General features: G+C 63.3%; 20 protein-coding genes. 12 read left to right on the top strand and 8 right to left on the bottom strand.

What is annotated here, in order from left to right; all coding sequences use genetic code 11:
* Positions 1-40: 40 nt before the first annotated feature.
* Both M2361_RS08315 and M2361_RS08320 read left to right on the top strand, forming a co-directional pair.
* Positions 41-2140: a TonB-dependent receptor gene (locus M2361_RS08315; protein WP_259247780.1), complete on the top strand. Its 2100-nt coding sequence runs from the start codon at positions 41-43 to the stop codon at positions 2138-2140.
* Between the two features lie 260 nt (positions 2141-2400).
* Positions 2401-2997, top strand: a complete 597-nt coding sequence (locus M2361_RS08320) for a C40 family peptidase (protein WP_259247781.1) — start codon at positions 2401-2403, stop codon at positions 2995-2997.
* 77 nt (positions 2998-3074) lie between these two features.
* Here M2361_RS08320 and M2361_RS08325 read toward each other — a convergent pair whose 3' ends face one another.
* Positions 3075-3845, bottom strand: a complete 771-nt coding sequence (locus M2361_RS08325) for an SDR family oxidoreductase (RefSeq protein WP_100855888.1) — start codon at positions 3843-3845, stop codon at positions 3075-3077.
* 230 nt (positions 3846-4075) lie between these two features.
* Here M2361_RS08325 and M2361_RS08330 point away from each other — a divergent pair, with 230 nt between their 5' ends.
* The 5 genes from M2361_RS08330 (at position 4076) to M2361_RS08350 (ending at position 9061) form a co-directional block, all read left to right on the top strand.
* Positions 4076-4780, top strand: a complete 705-nt coding sequence (locus tag M2361_RS08330) for a c-type cytochrome (RefSeq protein WP_259247783.1) — start codon at positions 4076-4078, stop codon at positions 4778-4780.
* A complete protein-coding gene (locus M2361_RS08335; protein ID WP_259247785.1) occupies positions 4777-5733 on the top strand; it encodes a c-type cytochrome in 957 nt (318 codons plus the stop codon). Before M2361_RS08330 ends, M2361_RS08335 begins: the two co-directional genes overlap by 4 nt.
* 129 nt (positions 5734-5862) lie before the next feature.
* Positions 5863-6495, top strand: a complete 633-nt coding sequence (gene gmk / locus M2361_RS08340) for a guanylate kinase (protein ID WP_100855891.1) — start codon at positions 5863-5865, stop codon at positions 6493-6495.
* A gap of 45 nt (positions 6496-6540) precedes the next feature.
* Positions 6541-6744 carry a DNA-directed RNA polymerase subunit omega gene (rpoZ, locus tag M2361_RS08345; RefSeq protein WP_006219679.1) on the top strand — a complete coding sequence of 68 codons (204 nt, stop codon included), beginning with the start codon at positions 6541-6543 and terminating at the stop codon, positions 6742-6744.
* A 22-nt stretch (positions 6745-6766) separates the two neighbouring features.
* Positions 6767-9061, top strand: a complete 2295-nt coding sequence (locus M2361_RS08350; protein WP_100855892.1) for a bifunctional (p)ppGpp synthetase/guanosine-3',5'-bis(diphosphate) 3'-pyrophosphohydrolase — start codon at positions 6767-6769, stop codon at positions 9059-9061.
* An 82-nt stretch (positions 9062-9143) separates the two neighbouring features.
* Here M2361_RS08350 and glnQ read toward each other — a convergent pair whose 3' ends face one another.
* From glnQ to glnH, 3 genes are all read right to left on the bottom strand, one after another.
* A complete protein-coding gene (gene glnQ / locus M2361_RS08355; RefSeq protein WP_259247805.1) occupies positions 9144-9872 on the bottom strand; it encodes a glutamine ABC transporter ATP-binding protein GlnQ in 729 nt (242 codons plus the stop codon).
* Positions 9869-10525, bottom strand: a complete 657-nt coding sequence (gene glnP / locus M2361_RS08360; protein ID WP_100855894.1) for a glutamine ABC transporter permease GlnP — start codon at positions 10523-10525, stop codon at positions 9869-9871. The genes glnQ and glnP overlap by 4 nt, the downstream gene beginning before the upstream one ends.
* Before the next feature lie 97 nt (positions 10526-10622).
* Positions 10623-11375, bottom strand: a complete 753-nt coding sequence (gene glnH, locus M2361_RS08365) for a glutamine ABC transporter substrate-binding protein GlnH (RefSeq protein ID WP_100855895.1) — start codon at positions 11373-11375, stop codon at positions 10623-10625.
* Positions 11376-11540: 165 nt separating this feature from the next.
* Here glnH and M2361_RS08370 point away from each other — a divergent pair, with 165 nt between their 5' ends.
* Positions 11541-12575, top strand: coding sequence for a C45 family peptidase (locus M2361_RS08370; protein WP_259247825.1), 1035 nt, complete (start codon positions 11541-11543; stop codon positions 12573-12575).
* Between the two features lie 269 nt (positions 12576-12844).
* Here the strand turns inward: M2361_RS08370 and M2361_RS08375 are convergent, their stop codons facing one another.
* The 3 genes from M2361_RS08375 to nudC all read right to left on the bottom strand — a co-directional run bounded on the left by M2361_RS08375 (position 12845) and on the right by nudC (position 17988).
* Positions 12845-16471 (bottom strand): hydantoinase B/oxoprolinase family protein, encoded by a 3627-nt coding sequence (locus M2361_RS08375; RefSeq protein WP_259247834.1) that lies wholly within the window; start codon positions 16469-16471, stop codon positions 12845-12847.
* Positions 16472-16551: 80 nt separating this feature from the next.
* Positions 16552-17061, bottom strand: coding sequence for a winged helix DNA-binding protein (locus M2361_RS08380; protein ID WP_259247836.1), 510 nt, complete (start codon positions 17059-17061; stop codon positions 16552-16554).
* Between the two features lie 156 nt (positions 17062-17217).
* Entirely contained in the window at positions 17218-17988 is a 771-nt protein-coding gene (gene nudC, locus M2361_RS08385; protein ID WP_259247849.1) for an NAD(+) diphosphatase, read from the bottom strand.
* Positions 17989-18270: 282 nt separating this feature from the next.
* Between nudC and M2361_RS08390 the strand changes: the two genes are divergently transcribed.
* The 4 genes from M2361_RS08390 (at position 18271) to M2361_RS08405 (ending at position 22470) form a co-directional block, all read left to right on the top strand.
* On the top strand, positions 18271-19245 hold the full coding sequence (locus M2361_RS08390; protein ID WP_259247866.1) for a TRAP transporter substrate-binding protein: 975 nt from the start codon (positions 18271-18273) through the stop codon (positions 19243-19245).
* Between the two features lie 7 nt (positions 19246-19252).
* Positions 19253-19753: a TRAP transporter small permease gene (locus M2361_RS08395; RefSeq protein ID WP_259247868.1), complete on the top strand. Its 501-nt coding sequence runs from the start codon at positions 19253-19255 to the stop codon at positions 19751-19753.
* Positions 19746-21047, top strand: coding sequence for a TRAP transporter large permease (locus tag M2361_RS08400; protein WP_259247869.1), 1302 nt, complete (start codon positions 19746-19748; stop codon positions 21045-21047). The genes M2361_RS08395 and M2361_RS08400 overlap by 8 nt, the downstream gene beginning before the upstream one ends.
* Before the next feature lie 349 nt (positions 21048-21396).
* A complete protein-coding gene (locus M2361_RS08405; protein WP_259247871.1) occupies positions 21397-22470 on the top strand; it encodes a porin in 1074 nt (357 codons plus the stop codon).
* A 56-nt stretch (positions 22471-22526) separates the two neighbouring features.
* Here M2361_RS08405 and M2361_RS08410 read toward each other — a convergent pair whose 3' ends face one another.
* A complete protein-coding gene (locus M2361_RS08410) occupies positions 22527-23333 on the bottom strand; it encodes a putative hydro-lyase (protein ID WP_100855904.1) in 807 nt (268 codons plus the stop codon).
* Positions 23334-23367 lie beyond the last annotated feature (34 nt).

Here is a 23367-nt window from a genome sequence, read left to right on the forward strand (position 1 = left end):
TTCATCCGCCGGCCCTTGCGCCGGCTCCTGGATTGCCACCATGAGTTTCCCGACCTATTCCGCCGGGGCGCGTGCCGCGCTGCGCGCTGTTGCCATGCGCCCGTTGACGCTTGCCTGCCTGGCCGCGTTGCCCTACGCCCTTCCCGCCGCCGCGCAGGCGCAAACCCCGTCCAACGCCGCCACGCTGGCGCCCGTCGTCATTACCGCCAATCCGCTGGGCAGCGACGCGCTGACCACGCCCGCCAGCGTGCTGGAAGGCCAAGGCCTGGCGTTGCGCCGCGCCTCGAATCTGGGTGAAACGCTGAACGGGCTGCCCGGCGTGTCCACCACCAGTTACGGCCCCATGGTGGGCCGGCCGATCATCCGCGGGCTGGACGGCGACCGGATCCGCCTGTTGAACAACGGCGTCGGCATGCTGGATGCGTCGTCGCTGTCGTTCGACCACGCCGTGCCGCAGGACCCGCTGTCGATGAACCGGGTGGAGGTGCTGCGCGGCCCCGCCGCCCTGCTCTACGGCGGCAACGCCATCGGCGGCGTGGTCAACACCGTGGACAACCGCATCCCCACCGAACCCATCGACGGCATCCACGGCGAGGTGGGCGGCAGCTACGGCGGCGCCAACAACGACCGCAACGGCGCCGTGCAACTGGAAGGTGGCGATGGCACCTTTGCCATCCACGCCGATGTGTTCGGACGCAAGACCGATACGCTGCGCATTCCCGGCTATGCACGCACGGCGCAGCAACGCGCGGCCGACGGGCCCGATGCCGATCAACCCCGCGGCCGCCTGCCCAACAGCGACGGCGAGGCCAGCGGCGGCGCGTTGGGCATGTCCTGGACGAGCGATCACGGTTACGCAGGCTTGTCCTACAGCGGTTACGACGCCAACTATGGGTCGGTCGCCGAAGAGGATGTGCGCATCAAGATGCACCAGGAACGCTTCGGCGCGGCCGGCGAGCTGCGCGACCTTGATGGGCCGTTCAAGAGCATCAAGCTCAACTTCGCCTACACGGACTACCAGCACAAGGAAGTGGAGGACGGCGAAACCGGCACGGTGTTCAAGAACCGGGGCTATGAGGCGCGGATCGAGGCGCGCCACGCCGACATTGGCCCGTTGCACGGCGTGCTGGGCCTGCAGTTCGGACAAACTCGCTTTTCAGCGCTGGGCGACGAAGCGCTGGTGCCCACGACCGACACCGATTCCGCCGCGCTCTTTGCGCTGGAGGAATGGGACCTGACCGACCGCTTTACGCTGTCAGCCGGGGCTCGTATCGATCACACGCAGTTGACGCCGACGGCGGGCGGCAACGACCGTTTCGACAGATCCTCGCGCCGCGACTTCAACGCGGGCAGCTTTTCGGTGGGCGGCATCTACAAGCTGGACAGCCGCTGGTCGGTCGCCGCCAACGGCGCCTATACCGAGCGCGCGCCCACCTTCTACGAGCTCTACGCCAACGGCCCCCACGCCGCCACGGGCCAATATCTGGTCGGTGACCAGAACCTGGGCAAGGAACGCGCGTGGTCAGGCGACCTGTCGTTGCGCTACAAAAACGACACCGACCACGGCAGCATCGGGGTGTTCTACAGCAGCTTCTCCAACTATCTGGCGGAAACAAACACCGGGCGCTATCGCAACGACGACGGCGACGTGGTCGCGGCGGGCGACGACGACGCATTGCCCGAGGCGCGCTACCAAGGCGTGCCCGCCCGCCTGTACGGCCTGGAAGCCGAAAACGTGACGCGGGTCTTGCAGCAAGACGGTCATACGCTGGACCTGGGCTTGTCTGGCGACTACACCCTCTCGCGCAACCGGGATACGGGCCGTTCGCTGCCGCGCATTCCGCCGCTGCGCCTGCGCGTGGCGCTGGACTACGGCTACGGGCCTTACAGCGCGGGGGTAAGCGTATCCAAAGCCTTCGCCCAACACGACCACCCGGCCAACGACACCTCCACCGCCGGGTACTACAGCCTGGACGCCAACGCCGGCTACCGCTTCAAGACCATCGGCGTGCAGTGGGAGGCCTACGTGCGCGGCTTGAACCTGACCAATCAGGACATCCGCTACGCCACCTCGGTACTGCGCGACGTGGCGCCGGAAGGCGGACGCGCCGTCATGGTGGGCTTGCGCGGCAGTTTCTGAGGCGCGGCTTGTTGAAGAGTGGCTTTCCTGATACCCCAACCTTTCAAGCCACGAATGCTGCAACCGTTACGTCGTACCCCCTGGCGGAAGTAACGGTTGCACCCAAATTTTGCTGCATTGCACTACAAATGTAATGAAACTTTATTCCACTATAATTCAACAGCTTCCGAGGCCTTTTGCGTCCCGAAGCCACCCCTTTCCGCCGGCTTGCCCCCTCTGGGCGAAGCCATGTCGCCTACTCCGATTTCTGAAGTGACGTAATGACGCCGCCTACGCGAAAAGTCCGAATTGCCAATTTCCGCATTCCCGTTTTTCTATCTGCCCCCCTTCTTGCTCTGACCCTCTCGTGGATACCAGGCGCCGCTCAGGCCTCCCTGCCCACCGAGCAAGCCCGCCCCACGCTCAGCGGCCTGCGCCTGGCGCAAGAGCCCACCGTACCCACCTTGCGTGAACGTGTCGTGCAAGCGGGCCTGGATGCGATCGGCACCCCGTATAGCTGGGGTGGCGACGACGCCGAAGGTTTCGACTGTAGCGGCTTGGTGCTGTATGTCTACCGCGAGATCGCCGGCCTTGAACTTCCCCGCACCGCCCGCGCCCAGCGCAGCGAAGGGAAGTCCGTGCCCAACAAGCAAGAACTGCGTCCGGGCGACCTGGTCTTCTTCGCCACCCGTGGCCGGGGCGTCACGTCGCATGTGGGTATCTACATCGGCCAGAACAAGTTCGTCCACGCGCCCCGGCGCGGCACCAAGGTGCGCGTCGACGAGATGAAGAACCCCTACTGGACCAAGCGCTACGTAGGCGCGCGGCGCTATCTGGACACCACGCAGGGCCAGATGCTGGCGCAAGCTTCGCGATAAGGCAGTAAGAGCCGAGCCCAGGCGGACCGGCGCAAAAAAAGGCGCCTGCCAGGCAATAGCCGGCAGGCTTCGTGCATTCAGCCCCGGCCCACGAAGGGCATGTTCGTAGCCATGATGGTCATGAACTGCACATTGGCATCCAAGGGCAGGCGCGCCATGGCGGCGACGGCTTGCGCCACGTGCGCCACGTCCATGCGCGGCTCGACCTTGGTGCTGCCGTCGGCCTGGAGGATGCCCGCCGCCATGCGCTCAGTCATGTCGGTGGCGGCGTTGCCGATGTCGATCTGCCCGCAGGCAATGCCATAGGGGCGGCAATCCAGCGAGATGGATTTGGTCAAACCAGTCACGGCGTGCTTGGTGGCCGTATAGGCAATGGAGAACGGGCGCGGCGCGTGGGCGGAAATAGACCCGTTATTGATGATGCGGCCGCCCTGCGGGGACTGCGCCTTCATCACGCGGATGGCGGCTTGCGCGCACAGGAACATGCCGGTCAGGTTGGTGTCGACGACTTCGCGCCACACCGACACGGGCAGTTCTTCAATCGGCATGGCGGGCGCGCCACGGCCCGCGTTATTGAACAGCACGTCCAGGCGGCCATATTCACGCTGCGCCGTGTCGAATAGATCACGCACGGCGTGCTCGTCCGAGACATCGGTGGGCACCACCAGGGCGCGCACACCGTCTTCGCCCGCCGCCGTGCGCGTGGCTTCAAGCGGATCGCGCCGACGCCCCGCCAGCACCACCCGATAGCCTTGGGCCAGAAACTCCAGCGCTACCGCACGTCCAATTCCTGTCCCTGCGCCGGTTACCAGGGCTACGCGCGGCGGTTCGATCTCGTTCGTATGCATCGAATTCTCCTTGTTATCAATCGGCGAGATGCTACCGCAATCATTCTTGCGAAGCTGCAAGCAAAGTTTCCAACGCGGACACAATGCGGCGCGACGGCTTGCAAGCAGAAGAAACGCGGGCGGCCGACATCAAGTCGCAAAAGGCGCGCGATCTGTCACAAGTCTTTATATAATTTGCGGAAATTAGCTTATTACCCAAAATTCAATAACGAGCTACGGAGCAGGCAACCATGACCCCACGGTCTTTACGCGCCACGTTGCTGTCAGGTCTGCTATGCGCGACGGTTGCGCATGCGCAGGGCGCGCCTGACGGCAAACAGATCAGCATGCAAGGCGCCAACGGCGCTCCCGCCTGTATCACCTGTCACGGCGCCCGCGGCGAAGGCAACCCCGCCGCGAGCTTTCCACTGCTGGCGGGCATCGGCGCCAAGTACCTGACGGAACAACTGGAAGCCATGGCCAACGGCTCGCGTGTGAGCCCCATCATGGCCGCCACCGCCAAGGCTCTGAGCCCGGCGCAGCAAGAGGCCGTGGCCCGGTATTACGCGGGCTTGCCCTCCCCACTCAATACCGACCGACTGGCCGCGACGGCCATGCACCCCGTCAAGCCGGCCGACACCGGCGCCTGGCTGGCCACACGCGGCGCGTGGGACAAGAACGTGCCCGCCTGTAATCAGTGCCACGGGCCAGGAGGTATCGGCGTGGGTGAAAACTTCCCAAGCCTGGCGGGACAACCCGCCGCGTATATCGCCGGCCAGTTGCGCGCGTGGCAGCAAGGCCAGCGGCCGCCCGGTCCCTTGGCCTTGATGCCCGCCGTGGCCACCCGCCTGAGCGACGCGGAGATCGACGCCGTCTCGGCCTATTACGCCGGCCTGCCCGCCGCCGCGGATCAGCTCGCCACGCAAACGCCCGCCAACCAGGGGAAGACGCAATGAAGCCCTGTTCGATCTCCCGCGCGGTGCGCAGGGCCGGGTTCACCGGCGCGCTGCTTACCTCGCTTTTCACCCTGTTCTTTGCGTCGTCCACCACGTTCGCGGCCGACGCCCGCCCCGCTTTCACGCCGCCTTCCGCGGCCTCCTTGCCGGACACCGACTTCGGCAAGATCGTGCGTCAAGGCGAACAGATCTTTTTGCATACCCCGCAAATGGCGGGCAAGTTCGTGGGCAATAACTTGAATTGCGTCAGTTGCCATCTGGATGCCGGACGCAGGCCCGATTCCGCGCCGATGTGGGCGGCCTACGTGCTCTACCCGGCCTACCGCGCCAAGAACGAACACGTCAACACGCTGGCCGAGCGCCTGCAAGGCTGTTTTCGTTTCAGCATGAACGGCAAGGCCCCGGCGGCGGATGACCCAGTGCTGACCGCGTTGCAAAGCTATATGTTCTGGCTGGCCAGCAAGGCGCCGACGGGGGTGGTGTTGGAAGGCCAGGGCTATCGCAAACTGCCCGCGCCCGCGCAAAAGGCGGACTACGTGCGCGGTAGCGAGGTCTATGCGCAGTATTGCGCGGTATGCCACGGTGCCCAAGGCCAGGGTCAGAAGAACGGCAAGCACTGGGTGTTTCCTGCGCTGTGGGGCTCCGACTCGTTCAATTGGGGCGCCGGCATGCACCAGATCGGCAACGCCGCGGGCTTCATCAAGGCCAACATGCCCTTGGGCCAGGCCGGCATGCTGAGCGATCAGGAAGCCTGGGACGTGGCCTACTTCATGAATGCGCACGAACGCCCGCAAGACCCGCGCTACACCGAATCGGTCGCGGCAACGCGAGCCAAATACCATGACTCGGACGATTCCCTCTACGGGATAGAGGTCAATGGCCATCTGCTGGGCAGCGATGCCCCACCGCCGGGCGGCACGCTGATCCAGGCGAATGCCAAACCGGCGAGTTGAGCCACTTCGGGTTGGGCCGCCTCTAATCGCAGGCCTTGAAAAAACATGTGGCGCGGCATCGGGTTTTCCCCTGCCGCGCCGCGTGATTTGCTAGACTTCCGGTCTTAGCATCACACGCCGGTCATATTCATGCACGCCAATCCCGGAAACGTCTTCATGGTCGTCGCGCCCAGCGGCGCGGGCAAGTCCAGCCTGGTCAAGGCCTTGCTCCAGCAAGATCCTTCCATCGAACTTTCCATTTCCTGCACCACGCGCGCGCCCCGGCCCGGCGAAGAAGATGGCCGTGAATACCGCTTCGTGTCCGCGGAAGACTTCAGGCAGATGCGCGACGGGCAAAATTTGCTGGAATGGGCCGAAGTGCATGGCAATTTCTACGGCACCCCGCGCGACCGCATCGACACCGCCACGCGCGAAGGGCGCGACGTCCTGCTTGAAATCGATTGGCAAGGCGCGCGCCAGGTAAAACAGCGTTTTCCGGGGGCAATCGGCATTTTCGTGCTGCCGCCGTCGATCGATGAACTGGAAAACCGCTTGAAGGCGCGCGGCCAGGATGCGCCGCAAGTGATCGCGCGCCGGCTGATGGCCGCGGGCGGCGAAATCGCCCACGCGCCAGAATGCGAATATGTTATTATTAATCAAGAATTTAGCGTAGCCTTGTCGGAACTGATACAAATAGTCAGCGCCGCGCGGCTGCGTTTTTCGTCTCAGGCCGCCCGGCACGCTCAGTTGTTCTCGCAACTTGGCATTCCCGCCGAGCACTGAGCCGACTGCATTCTCTCCAATAATCCATCAGCACCAGGTGTCCTAATGGCTCGCATTACCGTCGAAGACTGTCTGAATCAAATCCCCAACCGTTTCAAGCTCACGCTGGCCGCGACGTATCGCGCCCGCGAGTTGGCGCAAGGCCATGCCCCGCGCCTGGACAGCAAAGACAAGCCCACGGTCACTGCACTGCGCGAAATCGCGGGCGGCCTAACCGGCGTGGAAATGCTGCGTAAAGTTCCCACCTGATACTCTCCGGGGGGCGGCAAGTATGGCTTTTCCCGGGCTGAAGTACGCTTCATCTGGTCTGCTTGCCGCGCTACGTGCCGGCTCCCGTCTTGGGCGCCGCACGGGTAAGAAAAGCAAAAACCTCGCTACGCCACCGTCTGTCGCTGCGCAAGAAGCGGCGGACGCAACCGCTTCGCCGGTTGCTTCGCTGGCGCCGCTGACCGAAATCATCGGCAGCTATCTCGATCCCAAAGATGTAGAACGTGTGCGCGAAGCCTATCGCTTCGCGGATCAGGCGCACCTGGGCCAATTCCGCGCCAGCGGTTCGCCCTATATCTCGCACCCCATCGCCGTCACTGAAATCTGCGCAGGCTGGAAGCTCGACGTCAACGCGCTGTCGGCCGCCCTGCTGCATGATGTGATGGAAGACCAGGGCATCGCCAAGCACGAGCTTGCCGAACGCTTTGGCCCTGAAGTCGCCGAGCTTGTTGATGGCCTGTCCAAACTGGACCGCCTGGACTTCGCCACGAAGGCCGAACAACAAGCCGAAAGTTTCCGCAAGATGCTGCTGGCGATGGCGCGCGACGTGCGCGTCATTCTCATCAAGCTGGCCGACCGCTTGCACAACATGCGCACGCTGGACGCGGTCAACCCCGAGAAGCGCCGACGCATCGCCCGCGAAACGCTGGACATCTATGCGCCCATTGCGCATCGCCTGGGCCTGAACCTGCTGTTTCGGGAACTACAGGACCTGTGCTTCGCGGCCATGTACCCGAACCGCTATCAGGTGCTGTACAAGGCCGTGCTGGCCGCGCGCGGCAATCGCCGCGAAGTCATCACGAAGATTGCGGATTCAGTGCGGGCCTCGCTGCCCGCCGCCGGTATCGAAGCCGAAGTCACGGGCCGCGAGAAAACGCTTTACGGCATCTACCGCAAGATGGTGGACCAGAAAAAGTCGTTTTCCGACGTGCTCGACATCTATGGCTTTCGCGTCATCGTGCACACGCTGCCCGAGTGCTATCTGGCGCTGGGCACGCTGCACCAGCTCTATCGACCCGTACCCGGCAAATTCAAGGACTACATCGCCATCCCGAAGGTGAACGGCTATCAGTCCTTGCACACCACGCTGGTCGGCCCCTACGGCACGCCGGTGGAATTTCAGTTCCGCACGCGCGACATGCATCACGTGGCCGAAGAAGGCGTGGCGTCGCACTGGCTGTACAAGGGCGCCGACCTGACGCTGAACGACCTGCAAAAGCGCACCCATCAATGGCTGCAATCGCTGCTGGATATTCAAAGCCAGACGGGTGATTCCGGCGAATTCCTTGAACACGTCAAGGTCGATCTGTTTCCGGACGCGGTCTACGTGTTCACGCCGCGCGGCAAGATCATTTCACTGCCACGCGGCGCTACGCCCGTGGACTTTGCCTACGCTATCCACACGGACATCGGCAACCAGGCCGTGGCGGCCAAGGTCAACGGCGAATTTGTTCCGCTGCGCACCGAGCTGAACAGCGGCGACACGGTGGAAATCGTCACGTCGCCCGCCTCGCGCCCCAACGCGCAGTGGCTCAATTACGTACGTACCGGCCGCGCGCGCTCTGAAATTCGGCACTACCTGCGCACCGTCAAGTACGAAGAATCGGTGGCGTTCGGTGAACGCTTGTTGAGCCAGGCCTTGCAAGAATTGCATATGCCGATGCCGGCCACCGATGACCCCGCGTGGCAGAAGTTGGCGCGTAGCACCGGCGCCAGTTCGCGCGAGGAAATACTTGCCGATATTGGCCTGGGCAAACGCCTGGCCGCCGTCGTTGCACGCCGGTTTGCGCCGGAACACCAATTGGTCGCCACCACGGCGGCGGCGGTGGACGAGCTAACGTCCGCGCGCAGCGCCCCCATCCTGATCCAAGGCAACGAAGGCCAGGCCGTGCAGTTGGCGCCCTGCTGCGGTCCGCTGCCGGGCGACCCGATCGTGGCGGGCATGCGCATGGGCCATGGGCTGGTGGTACACACCGCCGACTGCCCCGTGGCCATGCGCCAGCGCCTGCGCGAGCCCGAGCGCTGGATCAACGTCGCCTGGGATGCCCACACGGCCAAGCACCTGGCCACGCGCCTGGACATCATCACCCGCAACGAGCGCGGCGTGTTGGGCCGGCTGGCGGCGGAAGTTACCGCAGCCGACGCCAACATCATGCACGTGACGATGCACGACGATGCGGTGTCCACGGTGTCGTTGCACCTGACCATTCAGGTCGACAGCCGCAAGCACCTGGCCCAGGTTATCCGCGCCATTCGACACGTGCCGCAGGTGCAGAAGATTGTCCGGGTGAAAGGCTGACGCCCTTTCTTCACGACCCAGCGCAGGGCACAAAAAAAACCAGCAACATGCTGGTTTTTTTACGCCATGACTTAATCGCGCCTCAGGTCACGTGCTGCAGGAAATCCTTCAAGCGCTGGCTGGGCGGGTTGCTCAGTAGTTCAGCTGGCGGGCCATCGTGCGCGATTTTTCCCGCGTCGATGAAGATAAGCCGGCTGCCGACCTTGCGCGCGAATTCCATTTCGTGGGTCACGACCACCATCGTCATGCCCTCCTCCGCCAGGTCCCGCATCACCTTCAGCACTTCGTGACGCAGTTCGGGGTCGAGCGCCGAGGTGGGCTCGTCGAACAACATCAGTTTGGGCTTGATGGCCAGGGCGCGTGCAATGGCCACGCGCTGTTGCTGACCGCCGGACAGCTCCGCCGGGTAGTGGTGCATGCGCTCAGCAAGGCCCACCTTGTCCAGCAAAGCCTCGGCCAGCTCGCGTGCTTCGCCGCGCGGCTGGCCGCGCGTATGCACGGGGCCGAACATGACGTTTTCCAGCGCGGTCATCTGTGGAAACAGGTTGAACTGCTGGAACACCATGCCCGCTTCGCGGCGGATCTCGCGCACCTGCGCGGTATCGCCCTTCACGCTCAAACCATCCACCAGCAGATCACCGCCGTTGATGGTTTCCAGCACATTGATGCATCGCAGGAAGGTGGACTTGCCGGAACCCGACGGGCCCACCACCACCACGACCTCGCCCGCGTCGATGCTCAGCGAAATGCCGTCCAGCACCATGGATTCGCCAAAGTTCTTGGTGACGTTATGGAATTCGACCATGCTCATAATATGCGCATCCTTCTTTCCACCAGGTGCAGGCTCAGCGCCATCAGGCCGGTCAGGATCAGGTAGACGATCGCGACAGCGGACCAGATTTCAACAGCGCGGAAGTTACTGGCCATGATCTCTTGGCCCTGGCGTGTCAGTTCGGCCACGCCGATCACGATGAACAGCGATGAATCCTTCAAGCTGATGATGCACTGGTTGCCCAGCGGGGGAATCATGCGGCGAAACGCCACGGGTCCGATGATATGGAACAAGATCTTGTGGAACGGCAAGCCCATTGCCTGCCCCGCTTCCTTCAGCCCCTTGTGCACGGACAGCAGCGCACCCCGCACGATTTCAGAGATGTAGGCGCCCGAGTTGATGATCAGGGTGACGATGGCCGCCCATTCGGCATCCACCCGGATATCGGCCAACAGCGGCAGGGCGAAGTAGATGAACATCACCTGCACAACAATCGGCGTGCCGCGAATGACGGCCACATAGACTTGTGCAATCGCCGACAGGACGGGATGCCCATAAGCCCGGGTCACGCCTGACAATGCACCCAGCAGAAAACCGCCAACCAAGCCCCAGAACGTGATCTTGATGGTCATCAGCGTACCCTCAAGCAGATTGGGTATCGCGTCTTGAATTACAGCCCAGTCAAATTCCACGGTAGTCCCCCCAAGGCGCCGTCGCGCGCCGCATCATCGCGGCGCCGCCCACGCACTTCGTGGCGGACGGCGCCCAAAGCAATGCTATGCCCAGCGCTTACGGCTTCTTGCCGAACCACTTTTCATAGATGGCGTCGTACTGGCCGTTGGCTTTCAGCGTGGCCAAGGCCTTGTTCACCTGCGGGACCAGGTCGCTGCCCTTGGGGAAGGCGATGCCGTAGAAGTCACCGCTCTTGACCGAGCCGATCACCTTCACGCGGCCCTTGCCCGCCGTGTTGGCGTAGTACTGAACATTCGGCGTGTCATGCACGGCGGCGTCCACGCGGCCCGTTGCCAGTTCCAGATAAGCGTTATCGATGTTGGGGAACAGCTTGAGCTTGGCGTCCGGCACCTGGGCTTTCAGGAAGTCCACGGTGGCGGTGCCGGTCTTGACGGCAACGGTCTTGCCGGCGAGGGACTTGGCGTCTTTGATATCGGTGTTCTTGTCGCTGACCAGAATGGCCAGGCCGCTTTCATAGTAGGGATCCGAGAAATCGATGACCTTCTTGCGGTCGTCCCGAATCGTGATGCCCGCGAGCGCGGCGTCGATGTTCTTCGTTTGCAAACCCGGAATGATGCCGTTGAAATCCATCGGCTGAAGCTTGTACTTCAGGTTGAGTTCCTTGGCGATGGCGGCCCAGAGATCCACATCAAAGCCCACATAGGTATTACCCTGCTTGAACTCGAACGGCACGAAAGCGGTATCGGTGGCCACCACCAATTCCTTGCCCTGGGCTTGCGCGCCGGACACGGCGCCGAACATGGCCACGGACAGGCCGACCAAGGCGGCGGCGACTTTACGTTTGATCATGAAACTCTCCTCTTGGGGACCGTCGGCTCCCCGGGTTGTTGTAGGGGCATGATTCCTGGCTGCTCCGGGATCTCCGGCGCTGCTTATCGGCGATCTTAACGCATCCGTCCCCACCCGGCAGAGCTTAGAAAAATTACAATCCGCATGTCACCCCGGAGAATCCCCATGCCATACAAGTATGTACGCATAGCCGGAAACCGGCGCGAAGTTGGCCAGGCGCTGGGCAAGTTGGCACGCCCGATGATGTCGGCGTACCTGAATCAAAGCAGCACTTGGGAAGCCCTACGGCGCTGGCGTGACCATCCCTATGTGGATGAGCTGGGACAGCAGGCCCGGGAAGCGTTGCCGCAGATATGGGAAGAGCTTGAAGGGTTGGCCGACGGCCTGCGCATGCCCGTGAAAGACGTGCTGCTTTGGAATTGCCGTGGCGACTTGCTGCACAGCACCACCGATGGCTGCACGTCCGTCGCACTGAAAGGCGCGGACGGCACCCGCTGGATTGGGCATAACGAAGATGGCGACCCGTACTTATATGGACGCTGCCATCTGGTGGATGTGGCGTTGGAAGACGCACCGGGCTATGTCAGCTTCTATTACCCAGGTTCCTTGCCGGGGCATACCTTCGGCGCCAATCGGGCCGGCCTGGTGCAAACCATCAATAACCTGCGCACCCGATTGCGCCAACCGGGCGTGCCACGCATGTTTCTGGCGCGCGCGGTGCTGGACTGCGCCACGTTGGATGAGGCCATCGCCCTGCTTCAAGATCTGCCGCATTCCGGTGGCTTTCACCATTTGCTGGGCAGCGCAACGGACCCCCGCCTGATCAGTGCCGAGGCGGCGCCGGGGCTGGTGTCCACCATGGATATTGGCACGCGCTATGGTCACGCCAACCATATGGTCCACGCCAAGGCACGCGACCAGCCTCAAGTGATTACGGAATCATCGCGCGACCGGCAAAACCGGATCGAGGGAATTGTGGATGGCTGGTCGCCTGAAACCGGTAGCGCGGACATGCTGGCCGCGTTGCACGACACGCTAGGTGCCCTGCCGATCTTGCGGACCGACGCGGCCGATCCGGATGGTGAAAATACCTTGGCAACCGCGATGTTCGAAATCCGCGACGACGAGGTCACGTTGCGAGTCTATGACCGCAGAAAGATGGCGGACATTGCGCTGGATGTAATGTCGGACCCGGAATAGCCGGGGTCGTAGGATGGGTGAAGCGCGCACCGTCCTGGAGCAGGAAATTGACGTTGAACGCGCGTAACCCATCAAGCGGCGGTTGAGCTATGGCTGAATCGGCCACAAGCTCTATGGCTGAATTGGCCACAAGCTCTATGGCCGAATTGGCCATACGTCCACCGTTGCATGATGGGTTGCGCGCGTTGTGCGTCGGGGTTCTTGCCCTAGGCGATCTCGCGCTTCACCCATCCTACGACCTGTCTATTTTGTGCACCGAGGCGATACCATCACGCCTTGCCGTATCCTCCACCCCCGGGGGTTTCGACCACGAACACGTCGCCCGGCTGCAATTGAGCGCTGTCTTGCGGGCCGAGTTCCTCGATGGTGCCATCGACGCGCTCGATCGAGTTTCGGCCCATTGCGCCAGGCTGTCCGCCCGACAGGCCGAAGGGCGCGAAGCGGCGGTTGTTGGACAGGATGGCCGCCGTCATGTCTTCCAGGAACCGAATGCGGCGTACCCCGCCCTCGCCGCCCGGATAGCGGCCCGCGCCGCCGGAACCCTTGCGAATTTCGTAGGACTCCAGCCGAACCGGGAAGCGGAATTCCAGCACCTCGGGGTCCGTCAAGCGCGAATTCGTCATGTGCGCCTGCACCACCGACGTGCCGGCGAAGCCCTCGTCCTTCGGACCCGCCGCGTCGATGCGTACCGGGCCCGCGCCCGTGCCGCCCGAGATGGTCTCGTAGTACTGATGGCGCGCGTTGCCGAACGTGAAGTTATTCATCGTGCCCTGGCTGGCCGCCAGCACGCCCAGCGCGCCGTACAGCGCGTTGACGATGCACATGGACGTTTCCACGTTACCCGCCACCACCGACGCGGGCGGGTTCGGGCGCAGCATCGAGCCTTCCGGCAGGATGATCGACAGCGGCGCCAGGCAGCCGTCGTTCAGCGGGATATCGTCGTTGACCATGGTGCGGAACACATACAGCACCGCGGCCACGGCAATCGCGCCAGGCGCGTTGAAGTTGTTGTCCAACTGCGGGGACGTGCCGGTGAAATCGACCACCGCGCTACGCGCCTGCGTATCCACCTTCACCGCCACGCGTATCACCGCGCCGTTATCCAGCGGGTATTCGTAGCTGCCGTCTTTCAGCACCGAGATCACGCGGCGCACCGCTTCTTCAGCGTTGTCCTGCACGTGGCCCATATAGGCGCGCACCACATCCAGGCCGAAGTGGTCGCACATGCGCAGCAGCTCTTGTACGCCCTTCTCGTTGGCGGCGATCTGCGCGTGCATGTCGGCGATATTCTGATCCGGATTGCGCGCGGGCCAGCGGCCCGAGCCCAGGATGTCGCGCGCGGCTTGCTCGCGGAATTCGCCGTTCTTCACCAACTGGAAGTTGGTGAAAAGCACGCCCTCGTCTTCGACCGTCTTGGAATCGGGCGGCATCGAACCCGGCGTCGTGCCGCCGATATCCGCATGGTGCCCACGCGAACCGACGTAGAACAGGATCTCGCGGCCGGCGTGATCGAACACCGGGGTAATGACCGTCACGTCGGGCAAGTGCGTGCCGCCGTGGTAAGGGTCATTCACCACGTAGGCGTCGCCCGGCATCATGCGGCCGGCGTTGGCGTTCATCACCGTGCGCACCGATTCGCCCATGGACCCCAGGTGCACCGGCATGTGCGGCGCGTTGGCGATCAACCGAGCTTGCGCATCAAAAATGGCGCACGAGAAATCCAGGCGTTCCTTGATGTTGACGGAATACGCCGTGTTCTGCAGGCGGTAACCCATCTGCTCGGCAATCGACATGAAGAGGTTGTTGAACACCTCCAGCATGACCGGGTCCGCCTGCGTACCGATGCGGCGCCGATCGGCACGCGCCTCGACACGCCGGATCACGAAATGGTCCTGCGATGTCAGTTCCGCTTGCCAGCCGGGTTCGACCACGGTCGTCTGGTTGGGCTCGGAGATGATGGCAGGACCCGCCACCACGTCGCCGCCCGCCATGTCTTCGCGCACGTACAAGGGCGTGTCGCGCCATTCGCCCGCGCTGTACATGTTGACCACGCGGCGGGCCGACAAGGCGCCGTCGCGGGTCCGCGACACCGACGCTTCGCCGACGCGCTCGCCGCCACCGGTGGCTTCCACCGAAATGGTTTCAACGACGAGTTCGCGATTGGGCATCAGGAAGGAATAGCGCTGCCGATACGCGGCTTCGAAATCGCCACGCGCCTGCTCCAGGGTGGAAAAGGCGACTTCCAGCGCCGTATCCGTGCCCCGGTATTTCAAATGCAGGCGGCGCTGCACGCTGATGTCGCCTTCCGGCACATGCTGGCGGCGAAGCTCGCCCACCGCCTGCCCGGCCAGCACATCCAGCTCGTCCTTCAACTCGCCCATCAGGTCGGCATCCAGCACCTTTTCAACCGTCTTCTGGCGCATGTCGGTCTGGTCGGCCAAGCCCATGCCATAGGCCGACAGCACGCCGCCCAGCGGGTGCGCGAACACCGTCGTCATGCCCAACGCATCGGCCACCAGGCAGGCATGCTGCCCGCCCGCGCCGCCAAATACGGTCAGGGCATATTCCGTCACGTCGTGGCCGCGCTGTACCGAGATGCGCTTGATGGCTTCCGCCATGTTGCCGACGGCAATCTCCAGGAAGCCTTCGGCCAGTTGCTCCGGCGTCATTTCGCGTCCGGTGGCGGCGCGTACTTCGTCCGACATGGCCGTGAAGCGTTCAACCACGGCGTCGCGGTCCAGGGCTTCGTTGGCCTCGGGGCCGAAGACCTTGGGGAAGAAGTCCGGCTGGATCTTGCCCAACAGCACATTGCAGTCCGTGACCGCCAGCGGGCCGCCACGGCGGTAGCAGGCGGGCCCGGGGTTGGCGCCCGCCGAATCGGGGCCGACGCGCAGGCGCGCGCCGTCGAAATGCAGGATCGAACCGCCGCCCGCCGCCACCGTGTGGATGCTCATCATGGGTGCGCGCATGCGCACGCCGGCCACCTGGGTTTCGAATTCGCGTTCGAACTCGCCCGCGTAATGCGACACGTCGGTGGAGGTGCCGCCCATGTCAAAGCCGATGACCTTGGGGAACCCGGCGATTTCGCTGGTGCGCACCATGCCGACGATGCCGCCGGCCGGGCCGGACAGAATGGCGTCCTTGCCACGGAAACGGTGCGCGTCGGTGAGGCCGCCGCTGGATTGCATGAACATCAGGCGGATGCCCGGCAGTTCGCCCGCCACTTGATCCACGTAACGCTTGAGGATCGGCGACAGATAGGCGTCAACCACCGTGGTGTCGCCGCGCGAAACGAATTTGATCAACGGGCTGACTTCGTGCGAGGCCGACACTTGCGTGAAGCCCACTTCGCGCGCGATGCGGGCCGCGCGTTGCTCATGGCCGGTGGCGTGCCAGGCGTGCATGAACACGATAGCCACTGCGCGGATGCCGCTGTCGTAGGCGGCCTGCATGCCGGCGCGCAAGCCGGCTTCGTCCAGGTCGCGAATAACTTCGCCATCGGCGGCCACGCGCTCGTCGGCTTCGACGACGGATTCATAAAGCATTTCGGGCAGCACGACATTGCGGTCGAACAGCCGGGGCCGGTTCTGATAGGCGATCCGCAACGCATCGCGAAACCCGCGCGTCGTCACGAGCAGCGTGCGTTCGCCCTTGCGTTCCAGCAAGGCGTTGGTGGCGACGGTGGTGCCCATCTTCACGCACTCAACCTGCTCGACCGGCACGGGCTGGCCGGGCGCCACGCCCAGCAGCTTGCGGATGCCGGCCACGGCCGCGTCGCGATACTGCTCGGGGTTTTCCGACAACATCTTCGCCGTGGTGGTCGTGCCATCGGGGCGACGCGCCACGATGTCGGTGAAGGTGCCCCCACGATCGATCCAGAATTGCCACTTCTTCATGCGTGATCCTTGAAAACAGACGGCCACGGCGCGTGCCGCCGCGGTCGGGTTGCGGTGTGCCGGGCCATGCCCGAACAGATTCAGAGTGAGGTTGCCGCCCGTGCGGCCTGGTCGTACAGGCCCGATAGCGAGCGCAATGCATGCGCCAGTTGACGGCTGAAATCCAGCCCGCCCCCGCCCGGCCCGTCCAGACCGGCGGTAAGGCATTGTTCGCGGATTTCGCCGTAGCGCTTGAGGATGGCCGCGCCGTCCGGCGTGACGCTGTAGAACACTTCCTTGCTGCTGCGTTCGCCCTTGACCACGCCCAGGCGCTCCAGCTTCTTCAGCGCGTAGCTGACGATGTGGGTGTCTTCGACGTTGAGCGTGAAGCAGATGTCGGCAAGCTTCTTGGCGCGTTGCCGGTGGTAGACATGGTGGAACACCATCACGTCGGTAGGCGTCAGGTCGGGCAACCCGGCCGCCGCCATGCAGCGCACGGTCCAGCGGTCAAAAGCATGGCTGGCGATCATCAGGCCGAATTCGACTTCGGACAGATCGGGCGCACTGCCGCCGGCAAGGTGGGCCGACGAGGCTATCAACGTGGGGCTCATGGAACGCTCGAACCAAGTTTATCTGGTCGAAATACTAATAATTTATGTGCATTTCATCCATAAAAAATAAGCGCCAAACGACCGAAAACGGCCGTTTCAAGGGAATACCCCTAGCGTTGTGCAAGTGGAAATGCCGCCGGAGGCGGCTTGACGTGCCTACGGCGCGGTCCAGCCCATGGGCAGATTGGCGCGGATGAGCCAGCCCGCAATCGAAATGCGCGGCGCGATGTCGGGCATGGGGTCGCCCGGACCAAACCAGCGCGCATCGGCGATCTCGTCTTCCTGCACGCGGATATCGCCCGAGACGTAGTCGGCGGTGAACGCCACCATCAGCGAATGTGGAAACGGCCAGGGCTGGCTGCCGAAGTACTGTAGGTTGCCGACCTTCAGGCCGACTTCCTCGTAGACCTCGCGATGCACGGTTTCTTCGATGCTTTCGCCCGGCTCCACAAAGCCCGCCAGCGCCGTATAGCGGGACGTGGCGGTAGTGGTGTGGCGCGCCAGCAGAATGCTGTCGCCCTTGCGGATCAGCACCATCATGGCCGGCGAGATGCGCGGGTAGGCTGAGAAGCCACAGGACGGGCAGCGCAGGCAGAATTCGTGCGCCACGCGCTCGGCGGGCGTCCCGCAGGCGCCACAGAACCGGTGCGTGCGTGCCCATTCGGCGATCTGGTAGGCACGGCCCGCCAGCGCCATGCGCTCGTCGTCCAGCACGCCGAACAGCGAGCGCAGCTTCTTGAAGGCATAGCCTTCGGGCGCCTCCAGCGTGGGGTCCACGTGCATCGTCCGATACGGGGAATCGGGCGTGGTCCAGATCGGCTGCAAGGCCGGCAGGGCCAGGCCGATGCGTTCGCACAACGCCAGGTCCGGCAACAGGCTGGACGCTTCTTCAACCAGCAACTCATCTCGGCGGAAAACGAAATTCACAAGTGACCTCTGCGGCACGCATTCAACAGCCGCAATCTTAGAAGAAAAAACGGGGGGCTGAATGCCGGGTGTCCATGGGGTGCACAACGATTTAACCTTCAACGAATTGGCACGCCCAAGCCTAGGATTAACCCGTAAACCCGCGTTTTTTCTGCGCGATGGTGCCGCGCAGCACCATAGAATGGCACGGCTTTCAAGCCGCGCACGATCCGCGCAGCAGACTCTTTCAAGAATGCCTATCGGGCACAACCCGTCTTCACCATTCGCACAGAAGGACCATCCATGTACAAGAAAATTTCAATGCTGGCCGGCAGCATCGTCCTGGCGTTCAGCGCCGGCGCACAGGCCCAAACCAAGTGGGATTTGCCCAGCGCCTACCCGGCCAGCAACTTCCACGTTGAGAACCTGACGAACTTCATCAAGGACGTGGATACGCTGTCGCAAGGCAAGCTGAAGATCCAGCTGCACAACAACGCCTCGTTGTACAAAGCGCCGGAAATCAAGCGCGCCGTGCAAGGCAACCAGGCACAGATCGGCGAAATCCTGCTGACCAACTTCGCCAACGAAGACCCGATCTACGAACTGGACGGTCTGCCCTTCCTGGCCACGGGTTACGACGCTTCGTTCAAGCTGTACCAAGCGCAAAAGCCTTTCCTGGAAAAGAAGCTTGAGTCGCAAGGCATGATGCTGCTGTACGCCGTGGCGTGGCCGCCCCAAGGCATCTTCGCCAACAAGGAAATCAAGCAGATCAGCGACATGAAGGGCCTGAAGTGGCGCGCGTACAGCCCGGTCACGGCCAAGATCGCTGAACTGGTCGGCGCGCAGCCCGTCACGGTGCAGCAGGCTGAACTGGCGCAAGCGCTGGCTACCGGCGTGATCGATTCCTATATGTCGTCGGCCTCCACCGGCTACGACACCAAGACCTACGAGTACATCAAGAAGTTCTACGACACGCAGGCCTGGTTGCCCAAGAACGCCATCATCGTGAACAAGAAGGCCTTCGACGCGCTGGAGCCCGCCACGCAGGACGCCTTGAAGAAGGCCGGTGCGGAAGCCGAGGCGCGCGGCTGGAAGCTGTCGCAAGAAAAGAACAAGTGGTATCAGGAACAGTTGGCCAAGAACGGCATGGAAACCGTGCAGCCCACCGTCGAGCTGAAGGAAGGCCTGTCGGTGATTGGCAAGCGCATGCTGGATGACTGGCTGAAGAAGGCCGGCGCGGATGGCAAAACCATGATCGACACCTACAAGAAGCAGTGATATTTCCATGCGCCGCTTTTTAGATGGTCTTTACGGCGCGGCCGGCCTGTTGGCCGGCTTGTGCACGATCGGCGTCCTGGTGTCGGTGCTGGCGGCGATCATCGCCCGCCAGCTCGGCTGGAACATTCCGGGCACCGATGCGTATGCAGGCTACTTCATGGCCGCGGCGGGTTTTCTGGCGTTGGCCAGCACGTTCAAGCACGGCGAACACATCCGTGTAACGCTGTTGCTGAATTCGCTGGCGCCGGCCGGCAGCCGCCGGCTGGATATTTTTGCGCTGGCCGTGGGCTCGCTACTGGCTTCGGCCTTTGCCTTCTTCAGCATCAAGCTGACGTACGACTCCTGGCTGTACAACGACATCTCTACGTCCAACGACGCCACGCCGCTCTGGATTCCCCAGATCAGCATGGCGGTGGGCACGGTCTTGTTCCTGGTCGCCCTTGTCGACGAACTGGTCCGTCGTTCACGCGGCGTGGCCGCCGCTACCTCGCAGCAAACCCATGAATGAACTTCTTGTCATTACCCTATTGGTCGTTTCGATCTTCGTGCTCTTGGGCTGCGGGGTCTGGGTCGGCCTGACGCTGGCGGGTACGGCGTGGATCGGCATGGAGATCTTCTCCAGCCGCCCGGCGGGCGACGCCATGGCCGTCACCATTTGGGGCGCCTCGTCCAGTTGGACGCTGACCGCCCTGCCCTTGTTTCTGTGGATGGGCGAAATCCTGTTCCGCACCCGGCTGTCCGAAGACCTGTTCAAGGGATTGGCGCCGTGGCTGAACCGCTTGCCGGGAAGGCTGCTGCACACGAACGTGATCGGTTGCGCGATTTTCGCGGCCGTGTCGGGGTCGTCGGCCGCCACCTGCGCCACCGTCGGCAAGATGACCATTCCCGAACTGACGCGCCGTGGTTATCCCGAGGACAAGATCCTGGGCACGCTGTCGGGCGCAGGCACGCTGGGCCTCTTGATTCCGCCGTCGATCATCATGATCGTGTACGGCGTGGCGGCCGACGTGTCGATCGCCAAGCTGTTCATCGCGGGCATCTTCCCCGGGGCAATGTTGGCCTTGCTGTTCATGGGCTACATCGCCTGGTGGGCCATCCGCAATCCCGGCCAGGTGCCGGCGGCGGATGCCGGCATGTCGTTCATGCAGAAGCTGTCGCAGTCGCGGCACCTGATTCCCGTCATGGTGCTGATCGGCGCGGTGCTGGGCTCCATCTACAGCGGCATTGCCACCGCGACGGAAGCGGCGGCGGTGGGCGTGGTGGGCGCATTGATCCTGTCGGCGCTGCAAGGCTCGTTGAACCGGTCAACCTTCAAGCAATCACTGCTGGGCGCTACCCGGCTGTATTGCATGATTGCGCTGATTCTGGCGGGCGCGCAGTTCCTGACGCTGGCGATGGGCTATATCGGCCTGCCGCGCGCGCTGGCCGAATGGATCGGCGGGCTGGGCTTGTCGCAATTCGGCCTGATCATGGCGCTGATGGTGTTCTTTGTTGTCCTGGGTTGCTTTCTGGACGGCATTTCGATCGTGGTGCTGACCATGGGCGTGCTGCTGCCCACGGTCCAGGCCGCGGGCATCGACCTGATCTGGTTCGGCATCTTCATCGTGTTCGTGGTGGAAATGGCACAGATCACGCCGCCGGTAGGCTTCAACCTGTTCGTGCTGTCCGGCATGAGCGGGCGCGAACTGCCGTACATCGCGCGGGCCTCGTTGCCGATGTTCTTCCTGATGATCGTGGCCGTGCTGTTGCTGTATTTCGTCCCCGGCATCGCGACGTGGCTCCCTCTGCATATGACGCTGTGACGCTGTGACGCCATAGCGCTGCACGCAAAACCGGTCGCTTCACGCGGCCGGTTTTTTTTTCGCCCGCGCGCTCCCTTTTTCGGCATTCCGCGTTCTGTAAACCAGGGAAAACGCCAAATCCATTTGGGCACTACAGCAGCGCCAATTTTCTTAGAATCCCCAGGCGTCAAACGGCTGCACCAAGTTGGCGCAGCCTTTTCGCCTACGCCATTGGGCCAATGCTCCGGACCCGCGCTGAATCCAAAGCGTCGGTGCAAGGGCCCAGCGTCGGACGACCCTTCCGGCGCAACATCTCCGGCCACAAGCCGGATGCAATCAAAACAAATCAGCTACACAGGAGGAGTCTCGAATGAAACGCATCACCCTTACGCTCGCCGCAGCAGGCCTGGGCCTGGCCGCCGGCGCCGCTTCGGCGGAAACCAGCGTCACCCTGTACGGCATCGCCGACGTCAGCATCCGCTACCTGAGCACCAGCGCCGGCAGCGTTGGCCAGGACGGCAGCCGTGTGTCGATGGAAAACGGCGCCATCTCGAACAGCCGTTGGGGCCTGCGTGGCTCGGAAGACCTGGGCAATGGCAACCGCGCCTTCTTCCGCCTGGAAAACGGCTTCAACATGCAGAACGGCAATTCGTCGGCCACGGGCAAGACGTTTGGCCGCCTGGCCTATGTGGGCCTGGACGGTGGCAGCATCGGCCAACTGACCTTGGGCTTGCAGAACACGCCGATGTTCGACCTGCTGGCCGACCACTTCGACCCGCTGACCGTGGGCAACTACGATCAAAACGCCTGGTTGCCCGCCGCGATGTCGCGCGTGCGCACCAACAACATGACCAAGTACTCCAACACCATTGGCGACCTGTCATTGGCGTTGTCGTGGGCCAACGGCGAAAGCTGGGAAGACCGCAAGGCCGGCCAGCAATACGGCGCCAGCCTGCGTTACATGGTCGGCAAGCTGGGCCTGGGCGCGGCGTATCAGCAGACCTACGACGGCCTGGATTCCGATCTGCGCCAACGCGTCTGGAACTTGAACGCGTCCTACCAGTTCGACAGCGCCAAGGTGTTCGTCGGCTACTTCAACGGCCGCGACGAAACCGGCTGGGTCAATGCCGTCATGGGCGGCGCCACCACCACCGCTGGCCTGGAACGCAAGGACAACGGCTACTTCGCCGGCGTCACCTGGCAAGCCACGCCGCGCTGGGCCATTACCGGCGCAGGCTACTACGACCAAAGCAAGAACGTGGTGGAAGACGGCGACAAGGGCAAGCGCTATGCGCTGGTGGCCGTGGCCGAATACTCGCTGTCCAAGCGTTCGCAGGTCTACGGCACCGTGGACTGGAACAAGGTCAGCAACGCCGCCAGCAACGAAATTGCCGGCAAGAACCACCAGGTGGGCGCGGCCGTGGGCTTCCGCCACATTTTCTAAAACCTGGCGTTCGCCAAAAACAAGACCCATCGCGTTGTCGTGATGGGTCTTTTTTCTTACAGCATGGCCATTCGGCTGTTAACCAGGTCGGTCACCAGCATATGCCCCGGGGCGTGCGTGATGCAGAACTCCGGCCGCACTGACGACACCACCGACTGCGGCGTGACGCCGCAAGCCCAGAACACCGGCATTTCGCCGGGCCGGATCTCGACCGCGTCGCCGTAATCCGGCCGATTGATGTCCGCGATGCCGATCAGCGCGGGGTCGCCAATGTGCACAGGCGCGCCATGCACGGACGGAAAGCGCGACGTCACCTGGATCGCGCGGATGGCGTCAGCCGCCTTCAAGGGGCGCATGGACACCACCAAGGGGCCGCTGAACGAGCCGGCCGGATTCGTGGGAATGTTGGTGCGGTACATGGGCACGTTGCACCCCTGCTCGATGTGGCGCACCGGCAAGCCGTTGTCCAACATGGCTTCTTCGAACGAAAACGAGCAGCCGATCAGGAACGACACCAGATCATCGCGCCAGATATCGCGCACGTCGGTGGGTTCGGCCACCAGCTCGCCGTTCTTCCAGACGCGGTAGCGCGGGATATCAGTGCGGATGTCGATATCTGCCCCCAGTTCCGGCAACGCGGGGTTGCCCGGTTCGGACATGGCCAGCAAGGGGCAAGGCTTGGGGTTGCGCTGGCAGAAATGCAGAAACTCTGCGGCCAGCGCGCGCGGCAGGATAGCCAGGTTGGCCTGCACGTGCCCCGGCGCCAGGTTGGCCGTGGGGCCGGTCAGACGCCCGCTGCGGGCGTCCAGCCGGGCCTGGCGGGCCAGTTCGACACTATTGCGTACTACGTCGACGGGCGACATGACAATTCCTCTTGATGCGGGTTGTGACGTGCTT

Origin of the sequence: Achromobacter sp. JUb104, from assembly GCF_024806975.1 — a bacterium.
Lineage (GTDB): Bacteria > Pseudomonadota > Gammaproteobacteria > Burkholderiales > Burkholderiaceae_B > Achromobacter > Achromobacter spanius.

Bases quoted from the DNA above. Each gene is read 5' to 3' on its own strand.
- M2361_RS08390 (WP_259247866.1), top strand. From the start codon at position 18,271: ATGTACAAGAAAATTTCAATGCTGGCCGGCAGCATCGTCCTGGCGTTC.
- gmk (WP_100855891.1), top strand. From the start codon at position 5,863: ATGCACGCCAATCCCGGAAACGTCTTCATGGTCGTCGCGCCCAGCGGC.
- M2361_RS08350 (WP_100855892.1), top strand. From the start codon at position 6,767: ATGGCTTTTCCCGGGCTGAAGTACGCTTCATCTGGTCTGCTTGCCGCG.
- M2361_RS08400 (WP_259247869.1), top strand. From the start codon at position 19,746: ATGAATGAACTTCTTGTCATTACCCTATTGGTCGTTTCGATCTTCGTG.
- glnH (WP_100855895.1), bottom strand. From the start codon at position 11,375: ATGATCAAACGTAAAGTCGCCGCCGCCTTGGTCGGCCTGTCCGTGGCC.
- M2361_RS08325 (WP_100855888.1), bottom strand. From the start codon at position 3,845: ATGCATACGAACGAGATCGAACCGCCGCGCGTAGCCCTGGTAACCGGC.
- M2361_RS08410 (WP_100855904.1), bottom strand. From the start codon at position 23,333: ATGTCGCCCGTCGACGTAGTACGCAATAGTGTCGAACTGGCCCGCCAG.
- M2361_RS08330 (WP_259247783.1), top strand. From the start codon at position 4,076: ATGACCCCACGGTCTTTACGCGCCACGTTGCTGTCAGGTCTGCTATGC.
- M2361_RS08315 (WP_259247780.1), top strand. From the start codon at position 41: ATGAGTTTCCCGACCTATTCCGCCGGGGCGCGTGCCGCGCTGCGCGCT.
- M2361_RS08405 (WP_259247871.1), top strand. From the start codon at position 21,397: ATGAAACGCATCACCCTTACGCTCGCCGCAGCAGGCCTGGGCCTGGCC.
- M2361_RS08370 (WP_259247825.1), top strand. From the start codon at position 11,541: ATGCCATACAAGTATGTACGCATAGCCGGAAACCGGCGCGAAGTTGGC.
- M2361_RS08395 (WP_259247868.1), top strand. From the start codon at position 19,253: ATGCGCCGCTTTTTAGATGGTCTTTACGGCGCGGCCGGCCTGTTGGCC.
- M2361_RS08335 (WP_259247785.1), top strand. From the start codon at position 4,777: ATGAAGCCCTGTTCGATCTCCCGCGCGGTGCGCAGGGCCGGGTTCACC.
- M2361_RS08375 (WP_259247834.1), bottom strand. From the start codon at position 16,471: ATGAAGAAGTGGCAATTCTGGATCGATCGTGGGGGCACCTTCACCGAC.
- M2361_RS08380 (WP_259247836.1), bottom strand. From the start codon at position 17,061: ATGAGCCCCACGTTGATAGCCTCGTCGGCCCACCTTGCCGGCGGCAGT.
- glnQ (WP_259247805.1), bottom strand. From the start codon at position 9,872: ATGAGCATGGTCGAATTCCATAACGTCACCAAGAACTTTGGCGAATCC.
- rpoZ (WP_006219679.1), top strand. From the start codon at position 6,541: ATGGCTCGCATTACCGTCGAAGACTGTCTGAATCAAATCCCCAACCGT.
- M2361_RS08320 (WP_259247781.1), top strand. From the start codon at position 2,401: ATGACGCCGCCTACGCGAAAAGTCCGAATTGCCAATTTCCGCATTCCC.